19 protein-coding genes and 1 pseudogene are annotated in these 25,389 nt (G+C 69.7%); 7 read left to right on the forward strand and 13 right to left on the reverse strand.

Features of this window, described 5'->3' with window-relative positions; translation table 11 throughout:
• Positions 1-8: 8 nt before the first annotated feature.
• Together OG390_RS14500 and OG390_RS14505 are read right to left on the reverse strand one after the other, a co-directional pair.
• Entirely contained in the window at positions 9-1,013 is a 1,005-nt protein-coding gene (locus OG390_RS14500; protein WP_406168061.1) for a carbohydrate ABC transporter permease, read from the reverse strand.
• Between the two features lie 118 nt (positions 1,014-1,131).
• Positions 1,132-2,406, reverse strand: a complete 1,275-nt coding sequence (locus OG390_RS14505; protein ID WP_406168063.1) for an extracellular solute-binding protein — start codon at positions 2,404-2,406, stop codon at positions 1,132-1,134.
• 467 nt (positions 2,407-2,873) lie between these two features.
• Here OG390_RS14505 and OG390_RS14510 point away from each other — a divergent pair, with 467 nt between their 5' ends.
• Both OG390_RS14510 and OG390_RS14515 read left to right on the forward strand, forming a co-directional pair.
• The gene (locus tag OG390_RS14510; protein ID WP_406168065.1) at positions 2,874-3,908 is read left to right on the forward strand and encodes a LacI family DNA-binding transcriptional regulator; all 1,035 of its coding nucleotides are present in this window, start codon (positions 2,874-2,876) and stop codon (positions 3,906-3,908) included.
• A 110-nt stretch (positions 3,909-4,018) separates the two neighbouring features.
• Positions 4,019-5,032, forward strand: a complete 1,014-nt coding sequence (locus OG390_RS14515; RefSeq protein WP_406168067.1) for a phosphatase PAP2 family protein — start codon at positions 4,019-4,021, stop codon at positions 5,030-5,032.
• A 252-nt stretch (positions 5,033-5,284) separates the two neighbouring features.
• Here the strand turns inward: OG390_RS14515 and OG390_RS14520 are convergent, their stop codons facing one another.
• The gene (locus OG390_RS14520) at positions 5,285-8,281 is read right to left on the reverse strand and encodes a bifunctional [glutamine synthetase] adenylyltransferase/[glutamine synthetase]-adenylyl-L-tyrosine phosphorylase (RefSeq protein ID WP_406168068.1); all 2,997 of its coding nucleotides are present in this window, start codon (positions 8,279-8,281) and stop codon (positions 5,285-5,287) included.
• A 157-nt stretch (positions 8,282-8,438) separates the two neighbouring features.
• Between OG390_RS14520 and OG390_RS14525 the strand changes: the two are divergent.
• Positions 8,439-8,777 (forward strand): annotated as a pseudogene (locus OG390_RS14525) (pyridoxamine 5'-phosphate oxidase family protein); the annotation flags it as partial.
• 76 nt (positions 8,778-8,853) lie between these two features.
• Here OG390_RS14525 and glnA read toward each other — a convergent pair.
• Positions 8,854-10,215, reverse strand: a complete 1,362-nt coding sequence (glnA, locus tag OG390_RS14530; protein ID WP_399078532.1) for a type I glutamate--ammonia ligase — start codon at positions 10,213-10,215, stop codon at positions 8,854-8,856.
• 330 nt (positions 10,216-10,545) lie between these two features.
• On the opposite strand from glnA, the gene OG390_RS14535 reads away from it, so the two are divergent.
• Entirely contained in the window at positions 10,546-11,733 is a 1,188-nt protein-coding gene (locus tag OG390_RS14535; protein WP_406168070.1) for a globin domain-containing protein, read from the forward strand.
• A 151-nt stretch (positions 11,734-11,884) separates the two neighbouring features.
• Here the strand turns inward: OG390_RS14535 and OG390_RS14540 are convergent, their stop codons facing one another.
• Entirely contained in the window at positions 11,885-12,319 is a 435-nt protein-coding gene (locus tag OG390_RS14540; RefSeq protein ID WP_406168072.1) for an RrF2 family transcriptional regulator, read from the reverse strand.
• Between the two features lie 175 nt (positions 12,320-12,494).
• Between OG390_RS14540 and OG390_RS14545 the strand changes: the two genes are divergently transcribed.
• Both OG390_RS14545 and OG390_RS14550 read left to right on the forward strand, forming a co-directional pair.
• A complete protein-coding gene (locus tag OG390_RS14545; protein WP_406168073.1) occupies positions 12,495-13,160 on the forward strand; it encodes a DUF3105 domain-containing protein in 666 nt (221 codons plus the stop codon).
• On the forward strand, positions 13,157-13,780 hold the full coding sequence (locus OG390_RS14550; protein ID WP_406168075.1) for a DUF305 domain-containing protein: 624 nt from the start codon (positions 13,157-13,159) through the stop codon (positions 13,778-13,780). Before OG390_RS14545 ends, OG390_RS14550 begins: the two co-directional genes overlap by 4 nt.
• A 308-nt stretch (positions 13,781-14,088) precedes the next feature.
• On the opposite strand, the gene OG390_RS14555 is transcribed toward OG390_RS14550, so the two are convergent.
• Positions 14,089-14,724 (reverse strand): hypothetical protein, encoded by a 636-nt coding sequence (locus tag OG390_RS14555; protein WP_406168077.1) that lies wholly within the window; start codon positions 14,722-14,724, stop codon positions 14,089-14,091.
• Entirely contained in the window at positions 14,721-15,215 is a 495-nt protein-coding gene (locus tag OG390_RS14560; protein ID WP_406168079.1) for a sigma-70 family RNA polymerase sigma factor, read from the reverse strand. The genes OG390_RS14555 and OG390_RS14560 overlap by 4 nt, the downstream gene beginning before the upstream one ends.
• Before the next feature lie 351 nt (positions 15,216-15,566).
• Here OG390_RS14560 and OG390_RS14565 point away from each other — a divergent pair, with 351 nt between their 5' ends.
• On the forward strand, positions 15,567-17,507 hold the full coding sequence (locus tag OG390_RS14565) for a protease pro-enzyme activation domain-containing protein (protein WP_406168081.1): 1,941 nt from the start codon (positions 15,567-15,569) through the stop codon (positions 17,505-17,507).
• Positions 17,508-17,742: 235 nt separating this feature from the next.
• Here OG390_RS14565 and OG390_RS14570 read toward each other — a convergent pair whose 3' ends face one another.
• The 6 genes from OG390_RS14570 to OG390_RS14595 all read right to left on the reverse strand — a co-directional run bounded on the left by OG390_RS14570 (position 17,743) and on the right by OG390_RS14595 (position 25,371).
• Positions 17,743-19,497, reverse strand: coding sequence for an NAD+ synthase (locus OG390_RS14570; protein ID WP_406168082.1), 1,755 nt, complete (start codon positions 19,495-19,497; stop codon positions 17,743-17,745).
• 108 nt (positions 19,498-19,605) lie between these two features.
• The gene (locus OG390_RS14575) at positions 19,606-21,198 is read right to left on the reverse strand and encodes a multicopper oxidase family protein (RefSeq protein WP_406177663.1); all 1,593 of its coding nucleotides are present in this window, start codon (positions 21,196-21,198) and stop codon (positions 19,606-19,608) included.
• Positions 21,199-21,342: 144 nt separating this feature from the next.
• Positions 21,343-21,798, reverse strand: coding sequence for a hypothetical protein (locus OG390_RS14580; RefSeq protein ID WP_406168084.1), 456 nt, complete (start codon positions 21,796-21,798; stop codon positions 21,343-21,345).
• A 232-nt stretch (positions 21,799-22,030) separates the two neighbouring features.
• Entirely contained in the window at positions 22,031-23,266 is a 1,236-nt protein-coding gene (locus OG390_RS14585; protein ID WP_406168086.1) for an MFS transporter, read from the reverse strand.
• A 204-nt stretch (positions 23,267-23,470) separates the two neighbouring features.
• On the reverse strand, positions 23,471-24,508 hold the full coding sequence (locus OG390_RS14590; RefSeq protein ID WP_406168087.1) for an endonuclease/exonuclease/phosphatase family protein: 1,038 nt from the start codon (positions 24,506-24,508) through the stop codon (positions 23,471-23,473).
• A 242-nt stretch (positions 24,509-24,750) separates the two neighbouring features.
• Complete coding sequence (locus OG390_RS14595; protein ID WP_406168089.1) at positions 24,751-25,371, reverse strand: TetR/AcrR family transcriptional regulator; 621 nt, start codon at positions 25,369-25,371, stop codon at positions 24,751-24,753.
• Positions 25,372-25,389: the final 18 nt, after the last annotated feature.

Here is a 25,389-nt window from a genome sequence, read left to right on the forward strand (position 1 = left end):
CTCCTGCCTCAGATCGCGAGCTGCTGCTCATTGCGGTTCAGCCAGCGGCGGTAGAAGGAGGTGAAGACGATCAGGATGGCCAGCAGCAGAATGCCGTAGGCCGCCGACTGCGCGAAGTCGCGTGGCTGTTGGCCGAAGCCCAGGTAGTAGGCCCAGGTGACGAGGATCTGCGCGTCCGGGGCGGTGTTGCCGAACAGCAGGAAGATGACGGCGAACTGGTTGAAGGTCCAGATGATGCCGAGGAGGACGACAGTGGAGCTGACGGACCGCAGACCCGGCAGGGTGACGTACCGGAACTGCTGCCAGGCGCTCGCGCCGTCCATCTCGGCGGCCTCGTACAGCGTGGTGTCGATGGACTGCAGTCCGCCGAGCAGCGAGACCATCATGAACGGCACACCGCACCAGGTGTTGACCATGATCGCGGCGAACCGCTGCCAGAAGGTGTCCTCCAGCCACAGGGGCGAGGGCAGATGCACCGCGTCGAGCATGGAGTTGACGATGCCGCCGTCGGCGAGCATGAAGCGCCAGCCGAAGACGGTGACGAAGGTCGGCACGGCCCACGGCAGCACCAGGATCAGCCGGTAGAAGGTCCGCCCGCGCAGCTTCTGGTTGAGCAGCAGCGCGAGACCGAGGCCGATGCAGTAGTGCAGGGCGACGCAGAGCGCCGTCCACACGATCGTCCAGATGAAGTGCGACCAGAAGCGGTCGTACGAGGTGGGGCCCCACAGAATGTCTTTGTAGTTGTCGAGGCCGATGAACTTGTAGGTGGCGTCGATGTGGTTGACGCCGATCGTGCGGGCCGAGTTGAGGCTGTTGGCGTCCGTGAACGTCAGGTAGAAGCCCCGCACCAGCGGATAGAGCACCAACCCGCCGAGTACGACGACGACCGGGGCGATCATCGCGTACGCGTACCAGTACTTCTGGTACGAGTGCTTCAGGCGCTGCAGCCGACCGGGGCGGGGGCCTCGGTCATCACGACGCTTGCCGGTCGCTCGATCGATGGCGACTGTCATGGTTCGACACCTTCTGGAAGATCTACGGCACTACGGAGTGGCGGGGTCGGTGCTGGCACAGGCCGATGGCCGTCGGATCCGTCCCCCAGTTACAGGCGGATCCGACGGCCATGCGGGATCACTTACTGAAGTCCGGGACCAGCTTGGCGATCGCGAGTTCCGCGTTGCTCAGGCCCTTGTCCAGGGACTCCTTGCCACCCGCGATCTTCGGCAGCTCGGTGTCGAGCGGGCCCCACAGGGAGCCGTACTCGGGAAGCGCCGGGCGCGGCTGGGCGGCGGGGAGGACGCCCTGGTAGCCGGCGATGCCCGGGTCGGCCTTGACCTCGGCGGTGTAGGCGTCGTCACGCGTCGGCAGCGTGGAGTTCTTGAGCGCGATCGTCGACTGCGACTTCGCGGAGGTCATGAACTTCACGAACTTCAGCGAGGCCTCCTGGTGGGCCTTGTCCGAACCCGCGTACACGGAGAGGTTGTGGCCGCCGGTCGGGGCGCCCGCCTTGCCGGTGGAGCCGGCCGGGACGGTGGCGATACCGAGGTTCGCCTTGTCCGCGAACGCCGAGCCCTTGTAGAAGTTGGTGATCTCCCACGGGCCCTGGATGATCGAGGCGACCTTGCCGTTGACGAAGGCGTCCTGGATGTGGGCGTACGCGTCGGCGGTGGTGTCCGCCTTGTGCAGACCCTTGCCGGAGAACAGACCCTGCCAGGTGCCGAACGCCTTCTTCGCCTCGGCCGAGTTCACCGTGATCTTCTTGGCGTCCGCGTCGACGGTGTTGGTGCCCTCGCCGTAGAGGAAGGACTGCGCGTAGTAGGCCTGGGTCGAGCCCCAGTAGCCGTCGACGCCCGTCTTCTTCTTGATCGTCGCGGCGGCGGTCTTCAGGTCGGCCCAGGTCTTCGGGGCCTCGCTGATGCCGGCCTTCTTGTACAGCGCCTTGTTGTAGACGAGCGCGAGGGTGTCGGTGACGAACGGCACACCGTACGTCTTGCCGTCGAACTTGGCCTGCTCGATCAGGTTGGGCTGGAACTTCGCCTGGTCCGCGAGGGCCGCGGTGCCGTCGAGCGGCAGGAAGTAGCCCTTCTTCGCGAAGGCCGGGGTCCAGCCGACCTCGGAACGCAGGATGTCCGGGGCGCCCTTGGAACCGGCCGCCGTGTCGAACTTGTTCTGTGCCTGGTCGAAGGGGACGTTGACGTACTTGACCTTGATGTTGGGGTTGGCCTTTTCGAATTCCTTGGCCAGGGCCTTGTACGTCGGCGCCTCATTGGTGGCGTTGGAGGTGTCCCACCAGGTGATGGTGAGGGGGCCGTCCGACTTGTCGCTGCCGCTGTCACTGCCGCCGCAGGCCGTCGCCGCGAGGGCGAGGGACGCCACCAGCGCGGTGGCCGCTATGCCACGCCGCATGAGATCTCCTTGAGGGTGAAAGCCCGAGTGGTGGGGGCAGCGGTCCCGCCCGCTCCCCTTGCCGACTTGCCGACTGCGCCGTTGCGTCCGCCGGGCGACGTGAACGTAACAGCGTTGAAAGCGTGGCGAAAGACCTTGCAGCAAAAAAATGCAAGGACTGCCGAGAGTTACCCGCCCGTGACCTGTCGCTCCGGGCTGCGGGACCCAGACAAAAGCCCGCTCAGCAGACATGGGGGCGCCTGTGCAAGACTCTGCAAGCTCTTGCCACAGCCGACGGGTACGGGAATCATCACCCCCGTCAGCGCTTGCAGGAGCCACCCTTTCCCGCGGCGCACGCACGGGACGCCGAGCCGACCAGAACACGAGGGAGCGCGATGACGCAGCAGCCCGGAGCGGGCCGATCAACCGTCCGCACACGGCGTCCGGTTGGTGGGCAGGGTGAAGGCCGGCCGGTACAGTCCAATCCTGTGACCACACGGCTTGCCGACATCGCAGCCCAGGCGGGGGTCAGTGAGGCGACTGTCAGCCGCGTCCTGAACGGGAAGCCGGGCGTCGCCGCTACCACCCGCCAGTCCGTCCTGGCCGCGCTCGACGTACTGGGCTACGAGCGCCCCGTCCGTCTGCGGCAGCGCAGCGAGGGCCTGGTGGGCCTGATAACCCCGGAGCTGGAGAACCCGATATTCCCTGCGCTGGCGCAGGTGATCGGGCAGGCCCTGACCCGGCAGGGCTATACGCCGATCCTCGCGACCCAGACGCCGGGCGGTTCCACCGAGGACGAGCTGACGGAGATGCTGGTGGACCGCGGCGTCGCGGGCATCATCTTCGTCTCCGGCCTGCACGCCGACACCTCGGCGGACATGCAGCGCTACGACCAGCTGCGCGCCCAGGGGGTCCCCTTCGTCCTCGTCGACGGCTTCTCGCCCAAGGTGCAGGCGCCGTTCATCTCGCCCGACGACCGTGCGGCGATGGCTCTCGCGGTCACCCACCTCGTCTCGCTCGGGCACACCCGCATCGGACTCGCGCTGGGTCCCAAGCGGTTCGTGCCCGTGCAGCGCAAGATCGAGGGCTTTGTGCGCACGATGCAGGAGCAGCTGGGCCTGAGCCCCGCCGACATCGAGGAGCGACTGGTCCAGCACTCGCTGTACACGCTGGAAGGCGGTCAGGCGGCGGCGACCGCCCTCATGGACCGTGGCTGCACGGCGGTCGTCTGCGCCAGCGACATGATGGCCCTCGGCGCGATAAGGGCGGCGCGCCAGCGCGGCCTGGAGGTCCCGAAGGACATCTCGGTGGTCGGCTTCGACGATTCCCCGCTCATCGCCTTCACCGACCCGCCGCTCACGACCGTCCGCAAGCCGGTCCCGGCGATGGGACAGGCGGCGGTGCGTACGTTGCTGGAGGAGATCGGCGGGACCCCGGCACCCCACAGTGAATTCGTGTTCATGCCGGAGCTCGTGGTGCGTGGTTCGACCGCTTCTGCCCCTGGGGACCGGAATCGTCCCTGAGAAGGAGCAAGTACGGCACTCATGGGACTCCTCCCGGTGTAGGAAATGCGACGAGGACCCAACCAAGGGATGATCTGTCGGGGAACGCTTTTCTGGCAGACTCTGTGCCTATGGGTGAGACGACCGTGACGACACTGGAAGGCCAGGAGCAGGCCGCTCCACAGCCCGTCGCGGAGGAGAAGGCGGGGAAGGACTACCTGCGTCGCTTGCGGGCCCCGCGTCGCCCCCGCTTCTGGTTCGAGATCCTGCTCATCGCGGTGAGTTATTGGACGTATTCGCTGATTCGCAACGCCGTGCCGGAGCAGAAGCACGAGGCGCTGCGCAACGCGGACTGGATCTGGCAGACGGAGCACCATCTCGGGATCGCCGTCGAGCAGTCGGTCAACCACGCCGTCGATTCGTTGACATGGCTGATCATCGGGATGAACTACTACTACGCGACGCTGCACTTCGTGGTGACGCTGGCCGTCCTGGTGTGGCTGTACCGAAGCCACCCCGGCCGTTACGCGGCCACGCGGCTCGCCCTGTTCGCCACCACGGCGGTCGCCCTGGTCGGCTACTACTTCTTTCCCCTGGCACCGCCCCGCCTGATGAACGGCGGCCACTTCGTCGACACGGTCCTCGTCCACCAGACCTGGGGCTCCATGGCCTCCGGCGACCTGAAGCACATGTCGAACCAGTACGCCGCGATGCCCTCGATGCACATCGGCTGGTCCCTGTGGTGCGGCCTGACGATCTTCGCGCTGGCGTCGGCACCGTGGGCCCGGATTCTGGGCATCCTCTACCCGACGACCACCCTGATCGTGATCGTCGCCACCGCCAACCACTTCTGGCTCGACGCGGTGGGCGGCATGCTGTGCCTGACCTTCGGCTTCCTGGTGGCGCGGCTCTGGTACGGCTCCCTGCCGTACGCGCTGCCGCGCCTGGTGCCGGGGACGCGGGGGGGCGCCACTGCTGCCGGTGAAAGCCTGAGCAGGGGGCTTCGGCCCGTTCGCATCGCCGGACACCGCCAGAGACCGCCAGACACTGCCGGAGACGGCCGGACACCGCCGTGGCGGCTGAGCGGCGCCGCGGCGGGAATCCGTCCGCCGGCGCCTCCACCGGATCCAGGCCGAAGGCCGTGAGGTCCGCCCACTACCCGGGTGCGACACGCCCCGTCCGATCGGCCTCGCCGGCTCCCGTACCGTCGCCGGCACACCGCGCACGTCGTAGTGGGCGATCGGCCGGTCGACCGTTGGGCGTCGCCTCCGCGCGCGGCGGGCTCACGGTGCTCCAGGCGCTGGAGGCAGCGGCCCCCGAGCACCCGCACCCGCGCACCCACGGTCGGGGCCGTGCTCCCACCGACCCCCAGGCGAACCGCGGCCCGGAAGGAGGGCTCACGCCCCGTAGAACAGTTCCTCGACAAGGGCCCGAGCCCGCCGCGTCGTACGCCGGTAGTCATCGAGCATGTCCCCGACATGCCCCGGCCCATACCCCAAGTACCGTCCCACCGCGGCGAGTTCACGCCCGCCCGACGGGAAGGTGTCCCCCGCACGCCCCCGCACCAGCATCACCGCGTTCCGCACCCGCGTGGCCAGCACCCACGCCTCGTCCAGTATCGCCGCGTCCTCTCCGGACAGGAGCTCCGCAGCACAGGCGGCGGCAAGCGCGGCCCGCGTCCGAGTGGTCCGCAGACCCGGCTCCACCCACCCGTGCCGCAGCTGCAGCAACTGCACGGTCCACTCCACGTCGGACAGCCCGCCGCGCCCGAGCTTGGCGTGCAGCGTGGGATCGGCCCCCCGCGGCAACCGCTCGGACTCCATCCGCGCCTTCAGCCGCCGAATCTCCCGGACGGCCTCATCGCCGAGCCCCTCCGACGGATACCGCAACGGATCGACCAACTCGATGAACCGGCGGCCCAGATCGGCGTCCCCCGCCACGACTTCGGCCCGCAGCAGAGCCTGCGACTCCCACACCAACGACCAACGCCGGTAGTACGCCTCATAGGACTTCAGCGTCCGCACGAGCGGGCCGGACTTCCCCTCGGGCCGCAGATCCGCGTCCATCAGCAGCGGCGGATCCGCGCTGGGAACCTGCAGCAGCCGCCGCATCTCGGACACCACGGCGTTCGCGGCCCGTGAAGCCTCCTGCTCGTCCACCCCGTCCCGGGGCTCATGCACGAACAGCACATCCGCGTCGGACCCGTAACCGAGCTCGTGCCCGCCGAACCGCCCCATCCCGATGATGGCGAACCGGGTGGGCAGCGTCTCCCCCCACCCGTCCCGCACCACAGCCCGCAGCGTCCCCGCGAGTGTCGCCGCCGTCAGATCGGAGACGGCACCCCCCACCCGGTCCACCAACGCGCCCTGGTCGGCGACAGCGGGCGTCTCCTCGGTGCCGTAAGAGGCGACAATGTCCGCCGCGGCCGTACGGAACAGCTCCCGCCGCCGCACCCCACGCGCCGCGGTGACCGCCTGCTCACCCCCGGCCGCGCGTCCCACAGCCGCGAGGATCTCCTGCTCAAGATGGGCACCGGACCTCGGTTCGAGCCCGGCCCCGTCACCGTCCCCGAGCAGCGCCACCGCTTCCGGCGCACGCATCAGCAGGTCAGGAGCGAGCCGCCCGGCCGACAGCACCCGCGCGAGGTTCTCGGCCGCGGCGCCCTCATCCCTCAACAGCCGTAGATACCAAGGGGTCTTGCCCAGTGCATCCGACACCTTCCGGAAATTCAGCAACCCGGCATCGGGATCAGCGGAATCCGCGAACCACCCCAACAACACGGGCAGCAAGGTCCGTTGAATCGCCGCCTTACGTGTGACACCGGACGCCAGGGCCTCCAGATGCCGCAGCGCGGCGGCCGGATCGGCGTACCCGAGCGCGACGAGCCGTTCCCGCGCCGCATCGGGACTCAACCGGGCCTCGCCGGGAGCGAGTTGGGCCACGGCATCAAGCAGCGGCCGGTAGAACAGCTTCTCGTGCAGCCGCCGCACCACGGCCGCATGCCGCTTCCACTCACGGTTCAGCTCGACGACAGGATCGGACCGCAGTCCCAGCGACCGGCCAATACGCCGCAGATCGGCTTCGCCCTCCGGCACAAGATGCGTACGCCTCAACCGGTACAGCTGGATCCGGTGCTCCATGGACCGCAGGAACCGATACGCGTCATCGAGCTGGACGGCATCGGCGCGCCCCACATAACCCCCCGCGGCCAGCGCCTTCAGCGCGTCCAGCGTGGTTCCGCTCCGCAGCGACGTATCGGCCCGTCCGTGCACCAACTGGAGCAGTTGCAGAGCGAATTCGACATCTCTCAGCCCGCCCGGCCCGAGCTTCAGCTCACGCTCGATCTGGGTGGCGGGGATGTTCTCGACAACGCGCCGGCGCATCTTCTGTACATCGGCGACGAAGTTGTCGCGCTCGGCGGCATGCCACACCAGCGGCGCCAGCGTGGCCACATACTCCTCGCCGAGCTCGATGTCACCGGCCACGGGCCGGGCCTTGAGCAGCGCCTGGAACTCCCAGGTCTTGGCCCACCGCTGGTAGTAGGCGAGATGACTGCTGAGGGTCCGTACCAGTGGCCCATTGCGCCCCTCGGGGCGCAGGTTGGCATCCACCGGCCAGATGCTGCCCTCGACGGTCGTCTCGGAGCAGATCCGCATCATGTGAGAGGCCAGCCGGGTCGCGGCCTGAAGGGCCTTGCGCTCATCGGCCCCGTCGACGGCCTCGCCCACGAAGATCACATCGACGTCGGAGACGTAATTGAGCTCGTGGCCCCCGCACTTGCCCATCGCGATGACCGCGAGCCGGCACAGCGCGGCGTCGTCGGGCCCGGCGGTCCGGGCGATCGCGAGTGCGGCGCGCAGGGTCGCGGTGGCGAGGTCGGCGAGCTCGGCGGCGGTCTGGGCGAGATCGGTGGTGCCGCACACGTCGCGCGCGGCGATGGACAACAGGCAGCGCCGGTAGGCGACACGCAGCGAGACCGGATCGGTCGCCTCGGCAAGCCCCCGCTCGAACTCGGCCAGCCCGGGGTGCAGGTCCTGCGGCTCGTACGTCACGAGCGCGTGCCAGTCGCGCGGATGCCGGGCGAGATGGTCGGCGAGCGCGGCGGAGGCCCCGAGAACGCCCAGCAGCCGGTCCCGCAGCGGCTTCGCCGCGATCAGTGTGTCGAGCAGTTCCCGCTGGGCCGTGTGCCCGTCCTGCGCCTCGACGAGCCGGACGAGACCGTGCAGCGCCAGATCGGGATCGGCGGTCGCGCCCAGCGCTTCCAGGAGCACCGGATCGGACCGTACGGGCTCCAGCTCGGCGCTCTCCAGGAGACGCTCTGCGGCCGAGGGATCGGTGAAACCGTGCCGCAGCAGCCGCGAAAAGGTACTGCTTCTGCGCCCCGGCGCCGTCATCCTCGGCCTCCTGTCGGATCAAGGTCGTACGAACTTGAGCGTAACCGCAGTCCCTGAGAGAAGCGCCGGGGCGGGCGGCCGTACCCGGGAGCGATGACTTCCGCCGGTGTGCGCGGTCTCCCCTACGGCGGGACCATGTCGATCGAGGAGGAGAACCATGTCCGGCACCCCACCGCAGACGGATCTCGACCCGCGCTACGGCAGCCCCGGGGCGACCGCGACCCCCTGGCCGAAGGCCCTGGCCCGGCTGGCCGCGGCCGAGCTGTACTGGCTGTCGACGGTGCGGCCGGACGGACGACCGCACGTGACGCCGCTGCTCGGCGTCCGGCAGGACGGGGCGCTGCACTTCACGACCGGCGCGCGGGAGCGCAAGGCGCTCAATCTCGCCGGGAATCCGCATATCGTGCTGACCACGGGGACCAACACCTGGGCCGAGGGCTACGACCTGGTCGTCGAAGGTGAGGCGGTGCGCGTGACCGACGACGCGCGGCTGCGCGGACAGTCGCGGGGCCTGCGGTCGTCGACCGCAGGCCCCGCTTGTCGATCAGGGAGAAAGTGGCTCTGACCTGCGCCTACAGCACCGGCAGGTTCTTGCGCAGCTCGAACGCCGTCACCTCGGAGCGGTACTCCTCCCACTCCTGCTTCTTGTTGCGCAGGAAGAAGTCGAAGACGTGCTCGCCGAGGGTCTCGGCGACCAGTTCGCTGCGCTGCATCAGGTCCAGGGCCTCGCCGAGGTTCTGCGGGAGGGGCTCGATGCCCATGGCGCGGCGCTCGGCGTCGGAGAGGGCCCAGACGTCGTCGTCGGCGCCCGGCGGGAGCTCGTAGCCCTCCTCGATGCCCTTGAGGCCCGCGGCCAGCAGCAGCGCGTACGCCAGGTACGGGTTCGCGCCCGAGTCGATGGAGCGGACCTCGACGCGTGCGGAGCCGGTCTTGCCGGGCTTGTACATCGGGACGCGGACGAGGGCGGAGCGGTTGTTGTGGCCCCAGCAGATGTACGAGGGGGCCTCGCCGCCGGCGCCGGCCGTGCGCTCGGAGCCGCCCCAGATGCGCTTGTAGGAGTTGACCCACTGGTTGGTGACGGCGGAGATCTCCGCCGCGTGCTTCAGCAGGCCCGCGATGAAGGAGCGGCCGACCTTGGAGAGCTGGTACTCCGAGCCGGACTCGTAGAAGGCGTTGCGGTCACCCTCGAAAAGGGAGAGGTGCGTGTGCATGCCGCTGCCCGGGTGCTCGGAGAAGGGCTTGGGCATGAACGTCGCCTGGACGCCCTGCTCCAGCGCCACCTGCTTCATGACCAGGCGGAACGTCATGATGTTGTCCGCCGTGGAGAGCGCGTCGGCGTAGCGGAGGTCGATCTCCTGCTGGCCGGGGGCGCCCTCGTGGTGGGAGAACTCGACCGAGATGCCCATCGACTCCAGCATGGTGATCGCCTGGCGGCGGAAGTCCATGCCCACGTTCTGCGGTGTGTGGTCGAAGTAACCGGAGTTGTCGGCGGGGGTGGGCCGCGAACCGTCCAGCGGACGGTCCTTGAGCAGGAAGAACTCGATCTCCGGGTGCGTGTAGAAGGTGAAGCCCAGGTCGGAGGTCTTCGCCAGGGCGCGCTTGAGGACGTAGCGCGGGTCCGCGAAGGACGGGGAGCCGTCCGGCATCAGAATGTCGCAGAACATGCGGGCCGTGCCGGGAGCCTCGGCGCGCCAGGGCAGTACCTGGAAGGTCGACGGGTCCGGCTTGGCGATCATGTCGGACTCGTACACCCGGGCGAAGCCCTCGATGGCCGAGCCGTCGAAGCCGATGCCCTCGTCGAAGGCCTGTTCAAGCTCCGCCGGGGCCACGGCCACCGACTTGAGGAAGCCGAGTACGTCCGTGAACCACAGGCGTACGAACCGGATGTCCCGCTCCTCCAGTGTCCGGAGCACGAACTCCTGCTGCTTGTCCATCTTCCGCTTCCACCCATCCTTGCTGGTCAGGCCGCCTGCTCCCACGCCTCGTAGACGATCGGGGCACCTGAGCATCCCACCACAACACCATTTCGTGCGCGTTGCGGACCTTGATCGCCTGGGCGACCACGGCCTGAACGCCTCGCGTACGGCAGGTGTCCTGCTCTGACGCCCATCTTGCCTGCTCGGCCGCGTCTCTGAAATGGCGGACCGCGGCCTTCCTCACACCCAGGCGGTTTAATTTGCATCTCAGATGCAAGTTTTACTAGCGTGCCGTGCAGACAAGGGGCCGCAACCGCCCCTTCCCGCCTCGGCCCCTGAGGAGTCCTGATGCTGTCCGAGCAGTCCGCCGCCACTGTGCGCGCCACCCTCCCCGTCGTCGGCGCCGCCATCGGAGAGATCACCGAGCGCTTCTACGACGGACTGTTCGCCGCGCACCCCGAGCTGCTGCGCGATCTCTTCAACCGCGGCAACCAAGCCGCCGGCACCCAGCGCCAGGCCCTGGCGGGTTCGATCGCCGCCTTCGCCACGTATCTCGTGGAGCACCCGGACGAGCGCCCCGACGCGATGCTTCAGCGCATCGCCCACAAGCACGCCTCCCTGGGCATCGAGCCCGAGCAGTACAAGGTCGTCCACCAACACCTCTTCGCGGCCATCGCCGGGGTGCTCGGCGACGCGGTCACGTCCGGGGTCGCGGCCGCCTGGGACGAGGTCTACTGGCTGATGGCCAACGCCCTCATCGCCATCGAACGGCGGCTGGCCGAGGAGCGGGGCGGCGGCGGGTGGCGGGAGTGGGAGGTCCTCGAACGCGTCGAGGAGACCGCGGACGTCGCGACCTTCCGGCTGCGCCCGGCCGACGACGGCCCGGTACCGGACTTCCGGGCGGGACAGTACGTCTCGGTGCAGGTCGAGCTTCCCGACGGGGCCCGTCAGATACGCCAGTACAGCCTCTCCAGCGCTCCGGGCTCGCCCGTGCGCCAGATCGGCGTCAAGCGCGTGCACGGCGGCGCCACGCCCGACGGCGAGGTGTCGAACCACCTCCACGCGCGCGTGCGCGAGGGCAGCAGGCTGTGGCTCTCCGACCCGTACGGCGATCTGGTCCTGGACGCCGACGACGCGCCGCTCCTGCTCGCCTCCGCCGGGATCGGCGTGACCCCGATGATCGCGATGCTGGAGCAGCTCGCGGCCACCGGACACGGCACCCCGGTCACCGTCGTCCACGCGGACCGGTCCCCTGCCGAGCACGCCCTGCGCACCGACCACGAGGCCTACGCGGGCAAACTGCCGGACGCGGCCGTCCACTTCTGGTACGAGCAGCCCGAGTCGGGGCACCCGGCCGACCGCACGGGCCTGGTCGACCTCACCGGAGTGACGATTCCGTCAGGCACGCGCGCGTACCTGTGCGGTCCGCTGCCGTTCATGCGGGCGGTACGCGAGCAGCTCATCGGGAAGGGCGTGGCGGCCGCCGACATCCACTACGAGGCGTTCGGGCCGGACCTCTGGCTCGCGCAGCGCTAGACAGCCGCAGCGCTGGATGGCCGCAGCGCTGGACAACCGCAGCGCTGGAGAGTCACAGAGCTGGAGAGTCACAGAGCTGCCGCAAGCCACAAAGCCGCAAAGCTGCTGCAAGAGCGGCCGCAGAGCCGGAGAGCCGCGACGAGCTGGAGAGCTAGTGCCTCCTGGAGATCCCGAGCAGCACCGGTCCGGTCGGCGCGGCGACCATGTCCGCGACGGTCAGCGGGTCCAATGAGGCGAAGAACGCCTCCTGGGCCCGCTTCAGTGCACCCCGCAGACGGCACGCGGAGTGCAGCGGGCAGGGCGTGGCGCCCTCGCACTCGACGACGTCCCCGTCCCCCTCGAAGGTTCGGACGACGGCGCCGACCGATGCCGTACGCCCCTCGCCGGTGAGCGCGAGGCCGCCACCCCGGCCCCGGCGGGCCGCCAGCAGCCCGAGGTGCTGGAGCTCGGCGACGACCTTCGCGGCATGCGTGTATGGCACATCCATATCCGCCGCGACCTCGCGGGTCGTGGGGGTGGACTCGCCTGCGACGGCGAGCCGCATGAGGACGCGCAGGGCCAGGTCGGTGGATCGCAACAGCCGCATACCGCGAGCGTAAATAATGCGCATCCACGATTCAAATTATCTGGACGAAGGCGATCTTTCCGCCCGCACGAAAGCCACCTCTTCGGTCATTCCTGTAGGGCTTCGTGCGTGCGTCCCCTCCTCCCCCACTACGATCAGCGGACCCGACCGTCCCATTCCCCACAAAGGACTCGCCATGGGTTCCGCCAAGAACAGCAGCAGCACCTCGCGCAAGGTGCGCATAGATGAGATGCGCCGCACCGAGCAGTCCCGCGAGCGTCGCAACCGGATCCTCACGATCGCCGCAAGCGTGGTCGTGGTCGCCGGTCTCGTCGTCGGCGGCGTCGTCCTCGTCAAGTCGCAGTCCGACAAGAGCGACACGGCGAGCGACTCCAAGGCGTCGTCGGGGCACTTCGTCACGGGCGCGGACGGTGTGAAGACCTGGAAGGGCACGCTGTCGCGCAACCACGTCACCAAGACCGTGAAGTACCCGATGGAGCCCCCGGTCGGCGGTGACCACAACCAGGTGTGGATGAACTGCAACGGCGACATCTACACCAAGGCGATCAACAACATGAACGCCGTGCACTCCCTGGAGCACGGCGCGGTCTGGGTGACGTACAACAGCAAGGCCTCCGACGCCGACGTGAAGGCGCTCGCGGCGAAGGTCAAGAAGACTCCCTACACCCTGATGAGCCCGGTCGAGGACCAGAAGGACCCGATCATGCTCAGCGCCTGGGGCAAGCAGCGCACGGTGACGGCCGCGAGCGACCCGAACGTCGACAAGTTCTTCGCGGAGTTCGTGCAGGGCAAACAGACGCCCGAGCCGGGCGCCGCCTGCACCAACGGTCTGTCCCAGTGAGGCACGTCGGGTGGGTCGCGGGGGCCGCGGCGGCCGCGCTCGTCGCGGCCGGGGCGATCACCTACGCGGTCGCCGACGGTGACGGCTCCGGGATGAAGGCGCCCACCGCCGGCTCCGCGGACGCGGGTTTCGCTCGGGACATGGCGGTCCACCACCAGCAGGCCGTCGAGATGTCGTACATCGTGCGCGACCGCACCAAGGACGTCGAGGTACGGCGTCTCGCGTACGACATCGCGCAGACCCAGGCCAACCAGCGCGGCATGCTGCTCGGCTGGCTCGACCTGTGGGAGCTGCCCAAGGTGTCCTCGGACGCGCCGATGACCTGGATGGGCATGGGCGACATGGCCTCCGGCAAGGACGGTGCGCTGATGCCGGGCATGGCCACCAACACCGAGATGAAGAAGCTGAACACGCTGAGCGGCAAGCAGGCCGAGATCTTCTATCTGCAGTTGATGACCGACCATCACAAGGGCGGCATCCACATGGCCGAGGGCTGCGTCGCCAAGTGCGAGGTCGGCGTGGAGAAGAAGCTCGCGCAGGGCATGGTCGACGCGCAGCAGTCGGAGATCAAGCTGATGGCGGACATGCTGAAGGAACGGGGCGCGAAGGCTCGCGGCTAGTGCCGCGTCAGCCGAGGTTCGCCCCGTCGCGACGCCCGGCACGCTCCCCCACTGCCTCAAGGGCGTGGGAGGTGCCCCCTCTCGCCGCACCGGCCGAAAGCCCAAGTACGTCCAGTACGAGGACTTCCGGCCGGCACTCCCCCAGCCTTCGGCCGGGGGGGACCCCCAGAGCACGCACCGGACGCCGCTCCTTGACGGGCAAACCCTGGCTGACGCGGCACCAGGGCATGGGACGGGTCCGGGGCAGCGCCCCGGACCCGTCCGCCCCCCTCCGCCTGGTGGTCAACTGCCCTTCCGCCGCCTGATGGTCAACTGCGCCAGTCCGTACCGCACTTCAGAGGGACGCCGGTCGGCACCAGGCGTTCCACCGAACCCGGGCGGCCGTCGGTGACGGCGAGCTGGGCCTGGTCCAGGTATCCGATGAAGAGCTGGGTGTGGGCGGGCATGGCCGCGGGGTCGTAGATGAAGACGACGGTGTCGTCGTCCCGCCGTTCCCGCTTCACGACGTCCTCGACCCCCACCCCCGAGCCGTGTTCGTCCACCTGCGTGTGGTCGTCCGGCCCCTTGCAGAACACCCCGGTCTTCACCAGGACGGGGAACCCCGCGTCGCGCAGCGCCTTCTGCAGCCCCGCCGGGTTCTTGAAGTACTGCTCCTTCGTCCAGGTCACCGCGACCGTGCCGTCCGTCCGCTTGGCGACGGTGAACGCGACGGACTCGGCGCCCCCGGACGGCGGCGCCGTCGACGGGTGGCCGTAACCCGGCACGCCGAGTGCGAGTCCCGCGGCCGCCGCCACGCCCACGGCCGCCACGGCCACACGCCTGCGCCGCCGCCGGACCGCGCGGCCCTCCGCCACGATCCGCTCGAGGGGCACGGGCAGGGTGACGTCGTCGAGCGAGCTCCTCAGCGCGTTCAGTACGTCCCTGTCGTCATCGATGGTGTTCACGATCCCGCCTCCGGGGTGTTGAGGGTGACAAGGTGGCCGCGCAGCGTCCCGACGGCCCGCGACAGATGGGCGGTGACGGTTCCCGGGGCGATCCCGAGCGTCTTCGCCGTGGTCGCGGTGTCGAGGTCGAGGAAGACCCGCAGGGCGATCACCTCCCGCTGCCGCAGGGGCAGTTGGCGCAGCACGGTCAGCAGCGCGGGGTCGAGCCCCGATCCGCCGGGCTGCGCGGCCTCGGCGTCCTGACCGTCGCCGAGCGCGACCTCGTACCGACGCCGCCGCCACCACGAGATCCGGGTGTTGAGCGCCGTCCGTACGATCCAGGCGCGCGGGGCGGGATGCCGCCGCACCCGTGGCCAGGCGGCCCAGGCCCGGGCGAACGCCTCGGCGACGAGGTCCTCGGCCAGCTGCCGGTCGCCCACCGCGGCGAGGACCGCGCGCAGGCAGACGTCCCGGCCGCACCGGTAGAACTCCTCGAACTCCAACTGCTTCACACCCCCTTAACGCCGTGGAGCCGCGAGGCGCTTACAGACAACGCGTCGCGCTTGCGGACGCGTCATGCGCTGCCGGACGACGCGATGTGTTTACGGAAAAGGGGAACCCCTTGACAGAAGAAAAAGGGAAAACCCTCGATCGGGCAGTACCCCCTCTCCATACCGACCCAAATGCACCCCAATCACTGCCACTTGGGGTTTCCTTGGCCTTTTCATTCCCCTGGCATGAACGGTTCATCGAAAGAGTGGCCCCCATCTGTGATCCATTCCCTGTGCCCTGGTAGGGCGCGGGGGTCTACGCGGATCGCCGACCAGCCACTACATGCGACGAACCGCATCGCAGGGGGTTCTATGAGATCCAACCGCGCCAAAACGCGCGCCGGGGTGAGCATGGCAGCGACACTGCCGCTGCTCGCCGGCGCGCTGGCGCTCGGCATACCCGCGGCCCACGCCGCGGACGGCCCGAGCCGGGACACCCTTACGGGCACCAAGCCCGCGTGGGCCACGGCCAAGGCCGACAAGGGCGCCACGTCCGACAACTCCCAGGTCTCCGCCCGGGTCTACTTCGCCGGCCGGGACGCCTCCGGTCTGGCGGCGTACGCCAAGGCCGTGTCCGACCCGAACTCGGCGTCGTACGGCAAGTATTTGAGCGCCAAGAAGACGCAAGCGCGTTTCGGCGCCACGAAGGCCCAGGTCGCCGCGGTGACCTCGTGGCTGAAGTCGGCCGGCCTGAAGGTCACCGGCACCACGCAGCACTACATCTCCGTGACCGGTGATGTCGCCGCCGCCGAGAAGGCGTTCGGCACCCAGCTGCACAACTACGCCAAGGGCAACAAGACCTACCGGGCGCCGTCGAGGACGGCCTCCGCGCCGGCCGCCCTGAACGGCGCCGTCCTGACCGTCACCGGCCTGGACAACGCCCCGCACAAGGCGACGCACAGCGACCAGCTGCCGCCTCCGGACGCGGTGTTCAAGAACTCCGGGCCGTTCTCCTCGTACTACGGCTCGCACATCGCGAGCACCCTGCCGGACGCCTACGGCTCGAAGATCCCGTACGCGGTCAAGGGCTACACGGGCAAGCAGCTGCGCGCCGCGTACGGCGCGGGCACGCGCACCGGCAAGAACGTGCGCGTCGCCATCACCGACGCGTACGCCTCTCCGACCATCGCCTTCGACGCGCAGACGTACTCGGGCAAGCACGGTGACGCCGCGTACACCAGCGGCCAGCTGCGCCAGGTGCTTCCGAAGAATTACACGAAGACCAAGGAGTGCGGAGCGGCCGGCTGGTACGGCGAGGAGACCCTCGACGTCGAGGCCGTGCACGCGGTCGCGCCGGGCGCGAGCATCACGTACGTGGGTGCCGCCTCCTGCTACGACGACGATCTGCTCGACTCGCTGAACAAGATCGTCGACGGGCACCTGGCCGACATCGTCTCCAACTCGTGGGGCGACATCGAGGCCAACCAGACGCCGGACCTCGCGGCCGCCTACGACCAGGTCTTCCAGTTCGGCGCGGTCGAGGGCATCGGCTTCTACTTCTCCTCCGGCGACAACGGCGACGAGGTCGCCAACACCGGCACGAAGCAGGTCGACACCCCGGCCAACTCGGCGTGGGTGACGGCGGTCGGCGGTACGTCGCTGGCGGTCGGCAAGGGCGACAAGTACCTGTTCGAGACCGGCTGGGGCACCGAGAAGGCTGTGCTGTCCGACGACGGCAAGAGCTGGACGAACTTCCCCGGCGCGTTCACCTCGGGTGCGGGCGGCGGCACCAGCAAGACGGTCGCCGAGCCCTACTACCAGAAGGGCGTCGTCCCGAACGCGCTCGCGACGGCCAACAACGCCGCCGGCAACCGCGTCGTCCCGGACATCTCCGCGATCGCCGACCCGAACACCGGTTTCAAGGTCGGCCAGACGCAGACCTTCCCGAACGGGACGGAGCAGTACAGCGAGTACCGGATCGGCGGCACCTCGCTCGCCGCGCCGGTGATCGCGGCCGTGCAGGCTCTCGCCCAGGAGGCGCGCGGCGGCAAGGCGATCGGCTTCGCCAACCCCGCCATCTACGCCAAGTACGGCTCGAAGGCGTACCACGACGTCACGGACAACCCCACGAAGTCCGGGCTCGCCGTGGCGCGTGTCGACTTCGCGAACGGCTACGACGCGGCTGACGGTGTCATCACCTCCGTCCGCAGCCTCGGCAAGGACAGTTCCCTGCAGGCCGTGAAGGGCTACGACGACGTCACCGGTGTGGGTTCCCCCGCCCCGGGCTACGTCGACTCCTACCGTCGCCACTGACGACGCATCACGACGCGTTGCGCCCGCCCCTCGCTGATCGGGGGGCGGGCGTACGTTTTTCGCCCCCTCCGCCCCTGCCCGTCCCGTACCCGGGGCTCCGCCCCAGAACCCCGTTCGCGCAGTTCCCCGCGCCCCTGACAAGGGGCGCGGGGAACTGCGCGATCTTTTGGCGGGGGTCTGGGGGTGCCGCCCCCAGGGGACGGGAATGGGCAGGGACCGCGGGGGCGAAAACCCGTTACGCGTGTTCGCGCCAGCGGTTGGTGATGGGGAGGCGTCGGTCCTTGCCGAAGCCCTTCGCGGAGATCTTGGTACCCGGCGGGTACTGCCGCCGCTTGTACTCCGCCGTGTCGACCATACGAAGCGTCTTCACGACGAGCTCCCGCTCGAAGCCGGCAGCGACGATGGAGTCCGCGCCCTCGTCACGGTCGACGTACCGTTCGAGGATCGCGTCCAGGACGGGGTAGTCCGGGAGGGAGTCCGTGTCGACCTGATCGGGCCGCAACTCCGCACTCGGCGGCTTGACGATCGAGTTCTCCGGAATCGGCGGCGTCTGCCCCCGCTCCACCGCCGCCCGGTTCCGCCACTCCGCCAGCCGGAAGATCGACGTCTTGTACACGTCCTTGATGGGCCCGTACGCCCCCACCGAGTCGCCGTACAGCGTCGAATACCCCACGGCCAGCTCCGACTTGTTGCCGGGCGCCAGCACGATGTGCCCCTCCTGGTTGGAGATGGCCATCAGCGTCGTGCCCCGCAGCCGGGACTGAAGGTTCTCCTCGGCCAGCCCCGTCAGCCCCAGCGACGACATATACGCGTCGAACATCGGCTCGATCGGCACGGTCCGGAAGTTCAGCCCCGTCCGCCGCGCGAGCTCCGCCGCGTCGCCCTTGGAGTGGTCGGACGAGTACTTCGACGGCATCGAAACGCCGTACACGTTCTGCGCGCCCAGCGCGTCACACGCGAGGGCGGCCACCAACGCCGAGTCGATACCGCCCGACAGCCCGATCAGCACCGACCGGAACCCGTTCTTGGCCGCGTAGGCCCGCAGCCCGACCACCAGCGCCGAGTAGACCTCCTCGTCGGCGTCCAGCCGCTCCGCGTACCCCCCGGCGAGCTCCGCCTCGTACGCGGGCAGGGGTTCCTCGGAGAGCACGAGCCGCTCGATCCGCAGCCCGTCGTCCACCACACCCTCCACCGGTGAGGCGGCGGCAGCTGGCAGATCCAGGTCCAGTACGACGCATCCCTCGGCGAACTGCGGCGCCCTCGCGACGACTTCACCGTCCCGGTCGACGACGATCGAGTCCCCGTCGAAGACCAGCTCGTCCTGCCCGCCGATCATCGCGAGATAGGCGGTGGTGCACCCGGCCTCCTGGGCCCGCTTGCGGACCAGTTCGAGGCGGGTGTCGTCCTTGTCGCGCTCGTACGGCGAGGCGTTGATGGACAGCAGCAGCCCGGCCCCGGCGGAACGGGCGGCCGGCACACGCCCGCCGTCCTGCCAGAGGTCCTCGCAGATGGCGAGGGCGACATCGACCCCGTGCACCCGCACGACCGGCATGGTGTCGCCGGGCACGAAGTACCGGAACTCGTCGAACACGCCGTAGTTGGGGAGGTGGTGCTTGGCGAAGGTCAGCGCCACCCGGCCTCCGTACAGCACCGCGGCGGCGTTCTGCGGGGCGCCGGCCGGCTGCCCGTACTTCGGCTGCGCGGTCTCGGAACGGTCGAGGTAGCCGACGATCACCGGCAGCTCCCCGAAGCCCTCGTCGGCGAGCCGGGTGGCCACCGAGCGCAGCGCCGCACGGGAGGCCTCGACGAAGGACGGCCGCAGGGCGAGGTCCTCCACGGGATACCCGGTCAGCACCATCTCGGGGAACGCCACCAGATGCGCTCCCTGCTCGGCGGAGTGCCGGGTCCAACGGAGGATCGCCTCGGCGTTGCCGGCGAGATCGCCGACGGTCGAGTCGATCTGATTCAGGGCGAGGCGTAGTTGAGGCACGGGCCCAGTGTAATCGTCAGAGCGACACAATGGGGTGTGGGGCGCCCCACGCGGAGACCGGCGTGGAAACGCCCCGCCCTCAGGGCCCGGCGGCCCGGATCCGGCGCCTCAGCTCCGGTAACCGAGCACGGTCATCATCCCCGCCTCCGAGTGGTAGACGTTGTGGCAGTGGACCATCCACAGGCCCGGATTGTCGGCGTCGAAGTCCACCGTCAGCGTCCCGTTCGGCAGCACGATCGCGGTGTCCTTGCGCGGGCCGCCCACCACATCGGCCAGGCCGAAGGTGTGCCCGTGCAGATGGACGGGGTGCCACATGCTCGTGGAGTTGGAGAACACGAGCCGCACCCGCTCCCCGGCCCGGACGGGATGCCGCTGATCCGCCCCTGCACGGTAGGGCTTCTTGTCGAAGGCCCAGTCGTACTTCTCCATCCCGCCCGTGAGCTGCAGCTTCACCGTGCGGTCCGGCTCCTTCTCGGCCAGCGCGACGGACGCTTCGGCCCGCAGCCTGTCCGCCGTCAGCAGCCGCCCGTCGAGTTCCTTCGGCCGCACGGACCCGGCGGGCGCCGCGCCTCCGCCCGTCCGCAGCAGCGCCTGCGCCGACGCCTTCTTGCCCTCGGCCAGCGCGGTCAGCGGGAAGACGCCGTCCTTGACGGTGACGAGGACGTCGTACCGCTCGCCCATGCCGAGCAGCAGCGCGTCCGTCCTTGCGGGCCGCACCGGGAAGCCGTCCGTGTGCGTCACCGTCATCTCGTGCCCGCCGAGGGCCACGCGGAAGGCGGTGTCGCCGCCCGCGTTGATGATCCGGATCCGGACGCGGTCCCCGGGGCGCGCCCGGAAGACCGAAGGCGCCTTCGCCGTACGCCCGTTGACCAGGTAGTACGGATACGCGACATCACCGGCGTCGCCGCCCAGCAGCCGGCTCTCGGAACCCATGAGCAGACGGGAGGGACCGGGCGAGGACGATTCCTGACCTCGCATGGACATGGTGGACATGTCGTGCCCGGAGTGATCCATGCCCCCGTCTTCACCCATGTCCATGCCCATGCCGCCGCTCAACTGCTTGAGCACGGCGTCCGGGGTGGAACCGTCCACCCCGTCGACCCAGTCGTCGAGGACGACCACCCACTCCTTGTCGTACGACAGGGGCTCCTTGGGGTCCTCCACTATCAGCGGGGCGTACAGACCGCGGTCCTGCTGGGGTCCGGAGTGCGGATGGAACCAGTACGTGCCCGGGTGCGGCACCGTGAACCGGTAGGTGAAGTCGGCGCCCGGCTGGACGGCCCGCTGGGTGAGGTCGGGTACGCCGTCCATGTCGTTGCGCAGGGCGATCCCGTGCCAGTGCAGGGACGTGGCCTCCGGGAGATGGTTGGCGAGCGTGAGGGCGAGGGTGTCCCCGGCGGTGACGCGGACCGCCTCGCCGGGCAGGTCGCCGCCGTACGCCCAGGACTTGACCGTACGACCGCCCAGGTCGAGGGCGGCCTCGGCGGCGGTGAGCCGCACCTTGCGGACGGGGCCCGAGCCCCGCTTCTTCTCGGCGACGGCGACTTCGCGGCCCGCCGGGTCGACGTACCCCTTCGGACCGCCGGTGGATCCGCTTCCGCCGTGACCCGTGTGACCGGCGCTGGAGCAGGCGGACAGAATCCCCGTCCCGGCGACGGCGACCGCAGCGCCGAGGATGGCGCGGCGCGTGTGTGTGCGCATGGGTGTGGTGGTGCGCATGACTGAGTAACACCTCGTCGTGGTGATGTGCGTGCGGATGGGCGCGTCCGCTGCTTCTGGTACACCGCTCGACGCCCGGAGGTTCCCACCTCCGAACGGGCAGCCCGAAGCAGCCGGTGCACCGGCCTAAACGCGCAGCACCGACAGACGGGAGAGAAGGGTTCTTTGCGGGGGCGGTTGGGGCCACAGGGCACGCAGCAGTCCTGCGCGTGCGGGCTGCGTGGCGCCGCTCGCCCACGGGGTGCCCAGCGCCGCCGCGAGCAGCAGGAGGAGGGTGGCGCCGCCGAGTACGGCGAGGCAGACGGACAGGGGGTCCATGCCGTTCATGGGGGGCATGTCGGCGGTCACCGACGCGCCCGTCGCGTGCTCCTGCGCATGGCCCGGCGGGGAGGACAGGGGGTGCGACATGGCGGACGAGGAGTGCCCGTGGCCCCCGGAGCCCTCGTCCGAGGGATACGACGAGTACCCGGAGCTCCGGTCCGAGCCGTGCCCTGACGGATGCCCCAGCGTGTGCATCGTCACGATCCCGAGAAGCAGCGCGGCGAAGAGCAACACCTCGCGCGCTCGGCTTCTCGTCACCATGCGGGCACCTTACCCCCACCGGGTATCGACCGGAGGAGTGGGCCCGGCCGTCCGGGGTAGCGCGACGGGGTCAGGGGTAACCGCGGGGGGGGTATTCGCCCCCGCCGCCCCTACCCATTCCCGTACCTGGGGGCTGCGCCCCCCAGACCCCCCTCGGTCGTCTTTTGACCTCGGGACGGTGGGGGCTTGTCGCGCCGTTCCCCGCGCCCCTCCAGGGGCGCGGCCCGGCGCATCAGTGATCGACGCGCTCCGCACGCGGCGGAACATGCGCCGCGACAAGCCGCCCCGAGCTCCCCGCGGAGGCTCCCGCGACCACGCCGGCCCGACGTCGGTCGACCGCGTAGGCGGCGCCGGCCACGGCAAGGCCGAGCACCGCGAGGGCCGCCCCCGCGACCGCCGGAGACGTCGCTCCGAAGCCCGCGGCCAGAGCGAGCCCCCCGATCCACGCACCACCGGCGTTCGCGAGGTTGAACGCCGCCTGGTTGGCGGAGGACGCGAGGGACGGTGCGGCGGAGGCCTTCTCCATGACCATCAGCTGGAGCGGCGAGCCGGTGATGAAGGCGGCCACGCCGAGAAGGGTGACCGCGACGGCCGCGCTCCACTGCGTGGTCATGAGGACCGGGAAGAGCGCGAGGACCGCGACGAGGGACACCAGGCCACCGAAGAGGGTGCCGCGCAGGGAGTGGTCCGCGAGGCGACCGCCCACCAGGTTGCCCGCGGTCGCACCGACGCCGAAGAGGGCCAGCAGCAAGGTCACGCTGCCGTCGGCGTACCCGGCCGACTCCATGAGCATCGGCGTGATGTAGCTGTACGCGGAGAAGAGCGCCCCGAAGCCCGCCACCGTCGTACCCAGGGCCAGCCAGACCGGGAGGGAGCGCAGCGCGGCCAGTTCGCCGCGCAGACCCCCGGTGGGGGCATGCCCGTGATCACGCGGGATCAGGAGCGCGAGCGAGGCGATGGCGGCGACACCGATCGCGCTCACGCCCAGGAACGTGGCACGCCAGCCCAGGTGCTGGCCCATGAGCGTCGCCACCGGCACACCGGCGACGTTCGCCACCGTCAGCCCGAGGAACATCAGCGAGACGGAGCGCGCCTTGCGCTCGGGGGCGACCAGGTTCGTGGCGACGACGGCGCCGACGCCGAAGAACGCGCCGTGCGGCAGCCCGCTGAGGAAGCGGGCTGCCAGCAGCCAGCGGTAGTCGGGGGCGAAGGCGGAGAGCGCGTTGCCCGCCACGAAGAGGCCCATCAGGGCGATCAGGACCTTGCGGCGCGACATGCGGGCGGTGGCGGCCGCGAGCAGCGGGGCGCCGATCACGACACCCAGGGCGTAGGCCGAGACCAGGTGGCCCGCGGCGGGGATGGATATGTGCAGGTCGTCCGCGACGTCGGGCAGCAGGCCCATCATCACGAACTCGGTGGTGCCGATGCCGAAGGCGCCCACGGCGAGGGCGAGCAGGGCCAGGGGCATGAGGGGCCTTTCAGAGGAGCGGAGAACGTGCGGCGGGGCGGGGACGAGCGGTTTCCACGGGCGTACGCAGGCACAGGGACGACGTACGCGCGCATGGGCGCGCCCGTGCACACCGATGTGCACGGGACGCGGGGGGTCAAGCTGTGGGTTCAGCTATAAGTTTAGCTGGGAAACAAACTCCCTCGGGCCCAGTATTCCAGGAGGTTAAGACGCGGTTGCGCCCACCTTGACGCGGGCGGCAATCGGAAGGTGATCGCTGCCGGTCTCGGGCAGGGTCCACGAGGTCTCCGGCTCGATGCCCTTGACCATGATCTGGTCGATCCGGGCCATCGGGAACGACGCCGGCCAGCTGAACCCGAACCCGCTGCCCGCCGCGCCCTGTGTGGAGCGCATCTGCGCGGTGACGGCGTTCAGCGCGCGGTCGTTCATCGTGCCGTTGAGGTCACCGAGCAGGACGACCTTCTTCAACGGCTCATCGGCGATCGCCTCGCCCAGCGCGTCGGCGCTCTTGTCGCGCTGCCGGGCGGTGAACCCGGCCTCCAGCTTCACGCGGACCGAGGGCAGGTGAGCGACGTAGATGGCGACCTGCCCGGCCGGCGTCGTCACCGTTGCCCGCATCGCGCGCGTCCAGCCCAGTTTGATGTCCACGGGCCGGGCGCCGGTCAGCGGGTACTTACTCCACAGTCCGACGGTGCCCTGCACCGAGTGGTACTTGTACGTCGACGCGAGCGCCTTCTCGTACACCGGGACCGCCGAGGCCGTCAGCTCCTCCAGGGCCAGCACATCGGCGCCGGACGCGGCCACGTCGCGGGCGGTGCCCGACGGGTCCGGGTTCTCGGCGTTGACATTGTGCGTGGCGACGGTGAGGTCGCCGCCGCTGCCGGTCTTGTCGGTGAGCAGCCCGCCGAAGAGGTTCAGCCAGACGATCGCGGGCAGCAGCACCGCGATCAGGGCGCTGGCCGACTTCCGTACGAAGGCGAGGATCAGCAGGATCGGGACGAACAGGCCCAGCCAGGGCAGGAACGTCTCCGTGAGGCTGCCGAGGTTGCCGATGGCGTTCGGGATCTGCGCGTGCAGCAGCATCACCAGAGCGAGGATCACCGCGAGCGCGGCGAGGATCAGACCGCGACGCCAGATACCGCGGTCACCGCGCCAGCCGTCGAGCAGGCGCCGAAGCCGGGACCCTCTGCGGTCCGGCTCCCGGCCGCCGCTGCCCGTCTCCGTCATATACGCCTGCGCCATACCGTCGCCTCACAACCTGCCGTGCGCACCGTCTGCCCCTCGGCTACGACCCTAGGGGATGATCGGTGTCGTTCTCGCCGTCCGGTGACGGCCGTACGGGCAAGGGGACGTACAACTTCGTGTTCGGAGTTCCGAATACGGGCATGGAGCGCGCCCTCTGTGACGAAACGCGCACATTCGCCCCGTCAGAAGCCGGCGAAACGAACCGTCAGGAACAGACAGGACCAACAGGACCAGGGGGACTACGGCTTGGCCGGCCGCAGTCCCTCCAGCAGTGTGTCGACGATCTGCTCCGAGAGGCCTTCGGGAAGTTCGCTCTCCGGGCGCAGGACGGCACGGACGAGCATGGGGCCGACGAAGATGTCGTTGACCAGTTCGACGTCGACGTCCTCACGGAGTTCGCCGTTTCGCTGTCCGCGGCGCAGGACTTCGTACCCCAGTCTGCGCCGCGGGTCGACGACGGTCGCGTGGTACGCGTTCCAGAGTCTGGGGCTGCTCTTCATCTGGGCGTACACGTTGTGCAGCATCGCCGACGAGCGGTTGATCAGGCCGCGTTGGCGCAGCGACTCCAACAGGACGATGAGGTCGTCGCGCATCGAGGTGCCGGGGAGTTCGGGGTCCTCGGGCTCGGCGGCGCGCAGCACGTCGACGAAGAGCTCCTCCTTGCCGCTCCAGCGACGGTAGATGGTCGCCTTGCCGACACCCGCGGTGCGGGCGATGCGCTCGATGGACAGGTCCCCGAGCGGTACACCGTCCTCCAGGAGCTTCATGACGCCCTCGATGATCGAGCGCTCCACGGCCTCGCTGCGGGGGCGCCCCCTGGCGGGCCCCTCATGCCCGGCTCGGCTGTGCGCGAGGCTCACATCGAACTCCTTTTCCCT

Source organism: Streptomyces sp. NBC_00996, assembly GCF_045162675.1.
In the GTDB taxonomy this organism is placed as follows: Bacteria; Actinomycetota; Actinomycetes; order Streptomycetales; family Streptomycetaceae; genus Streptomyces.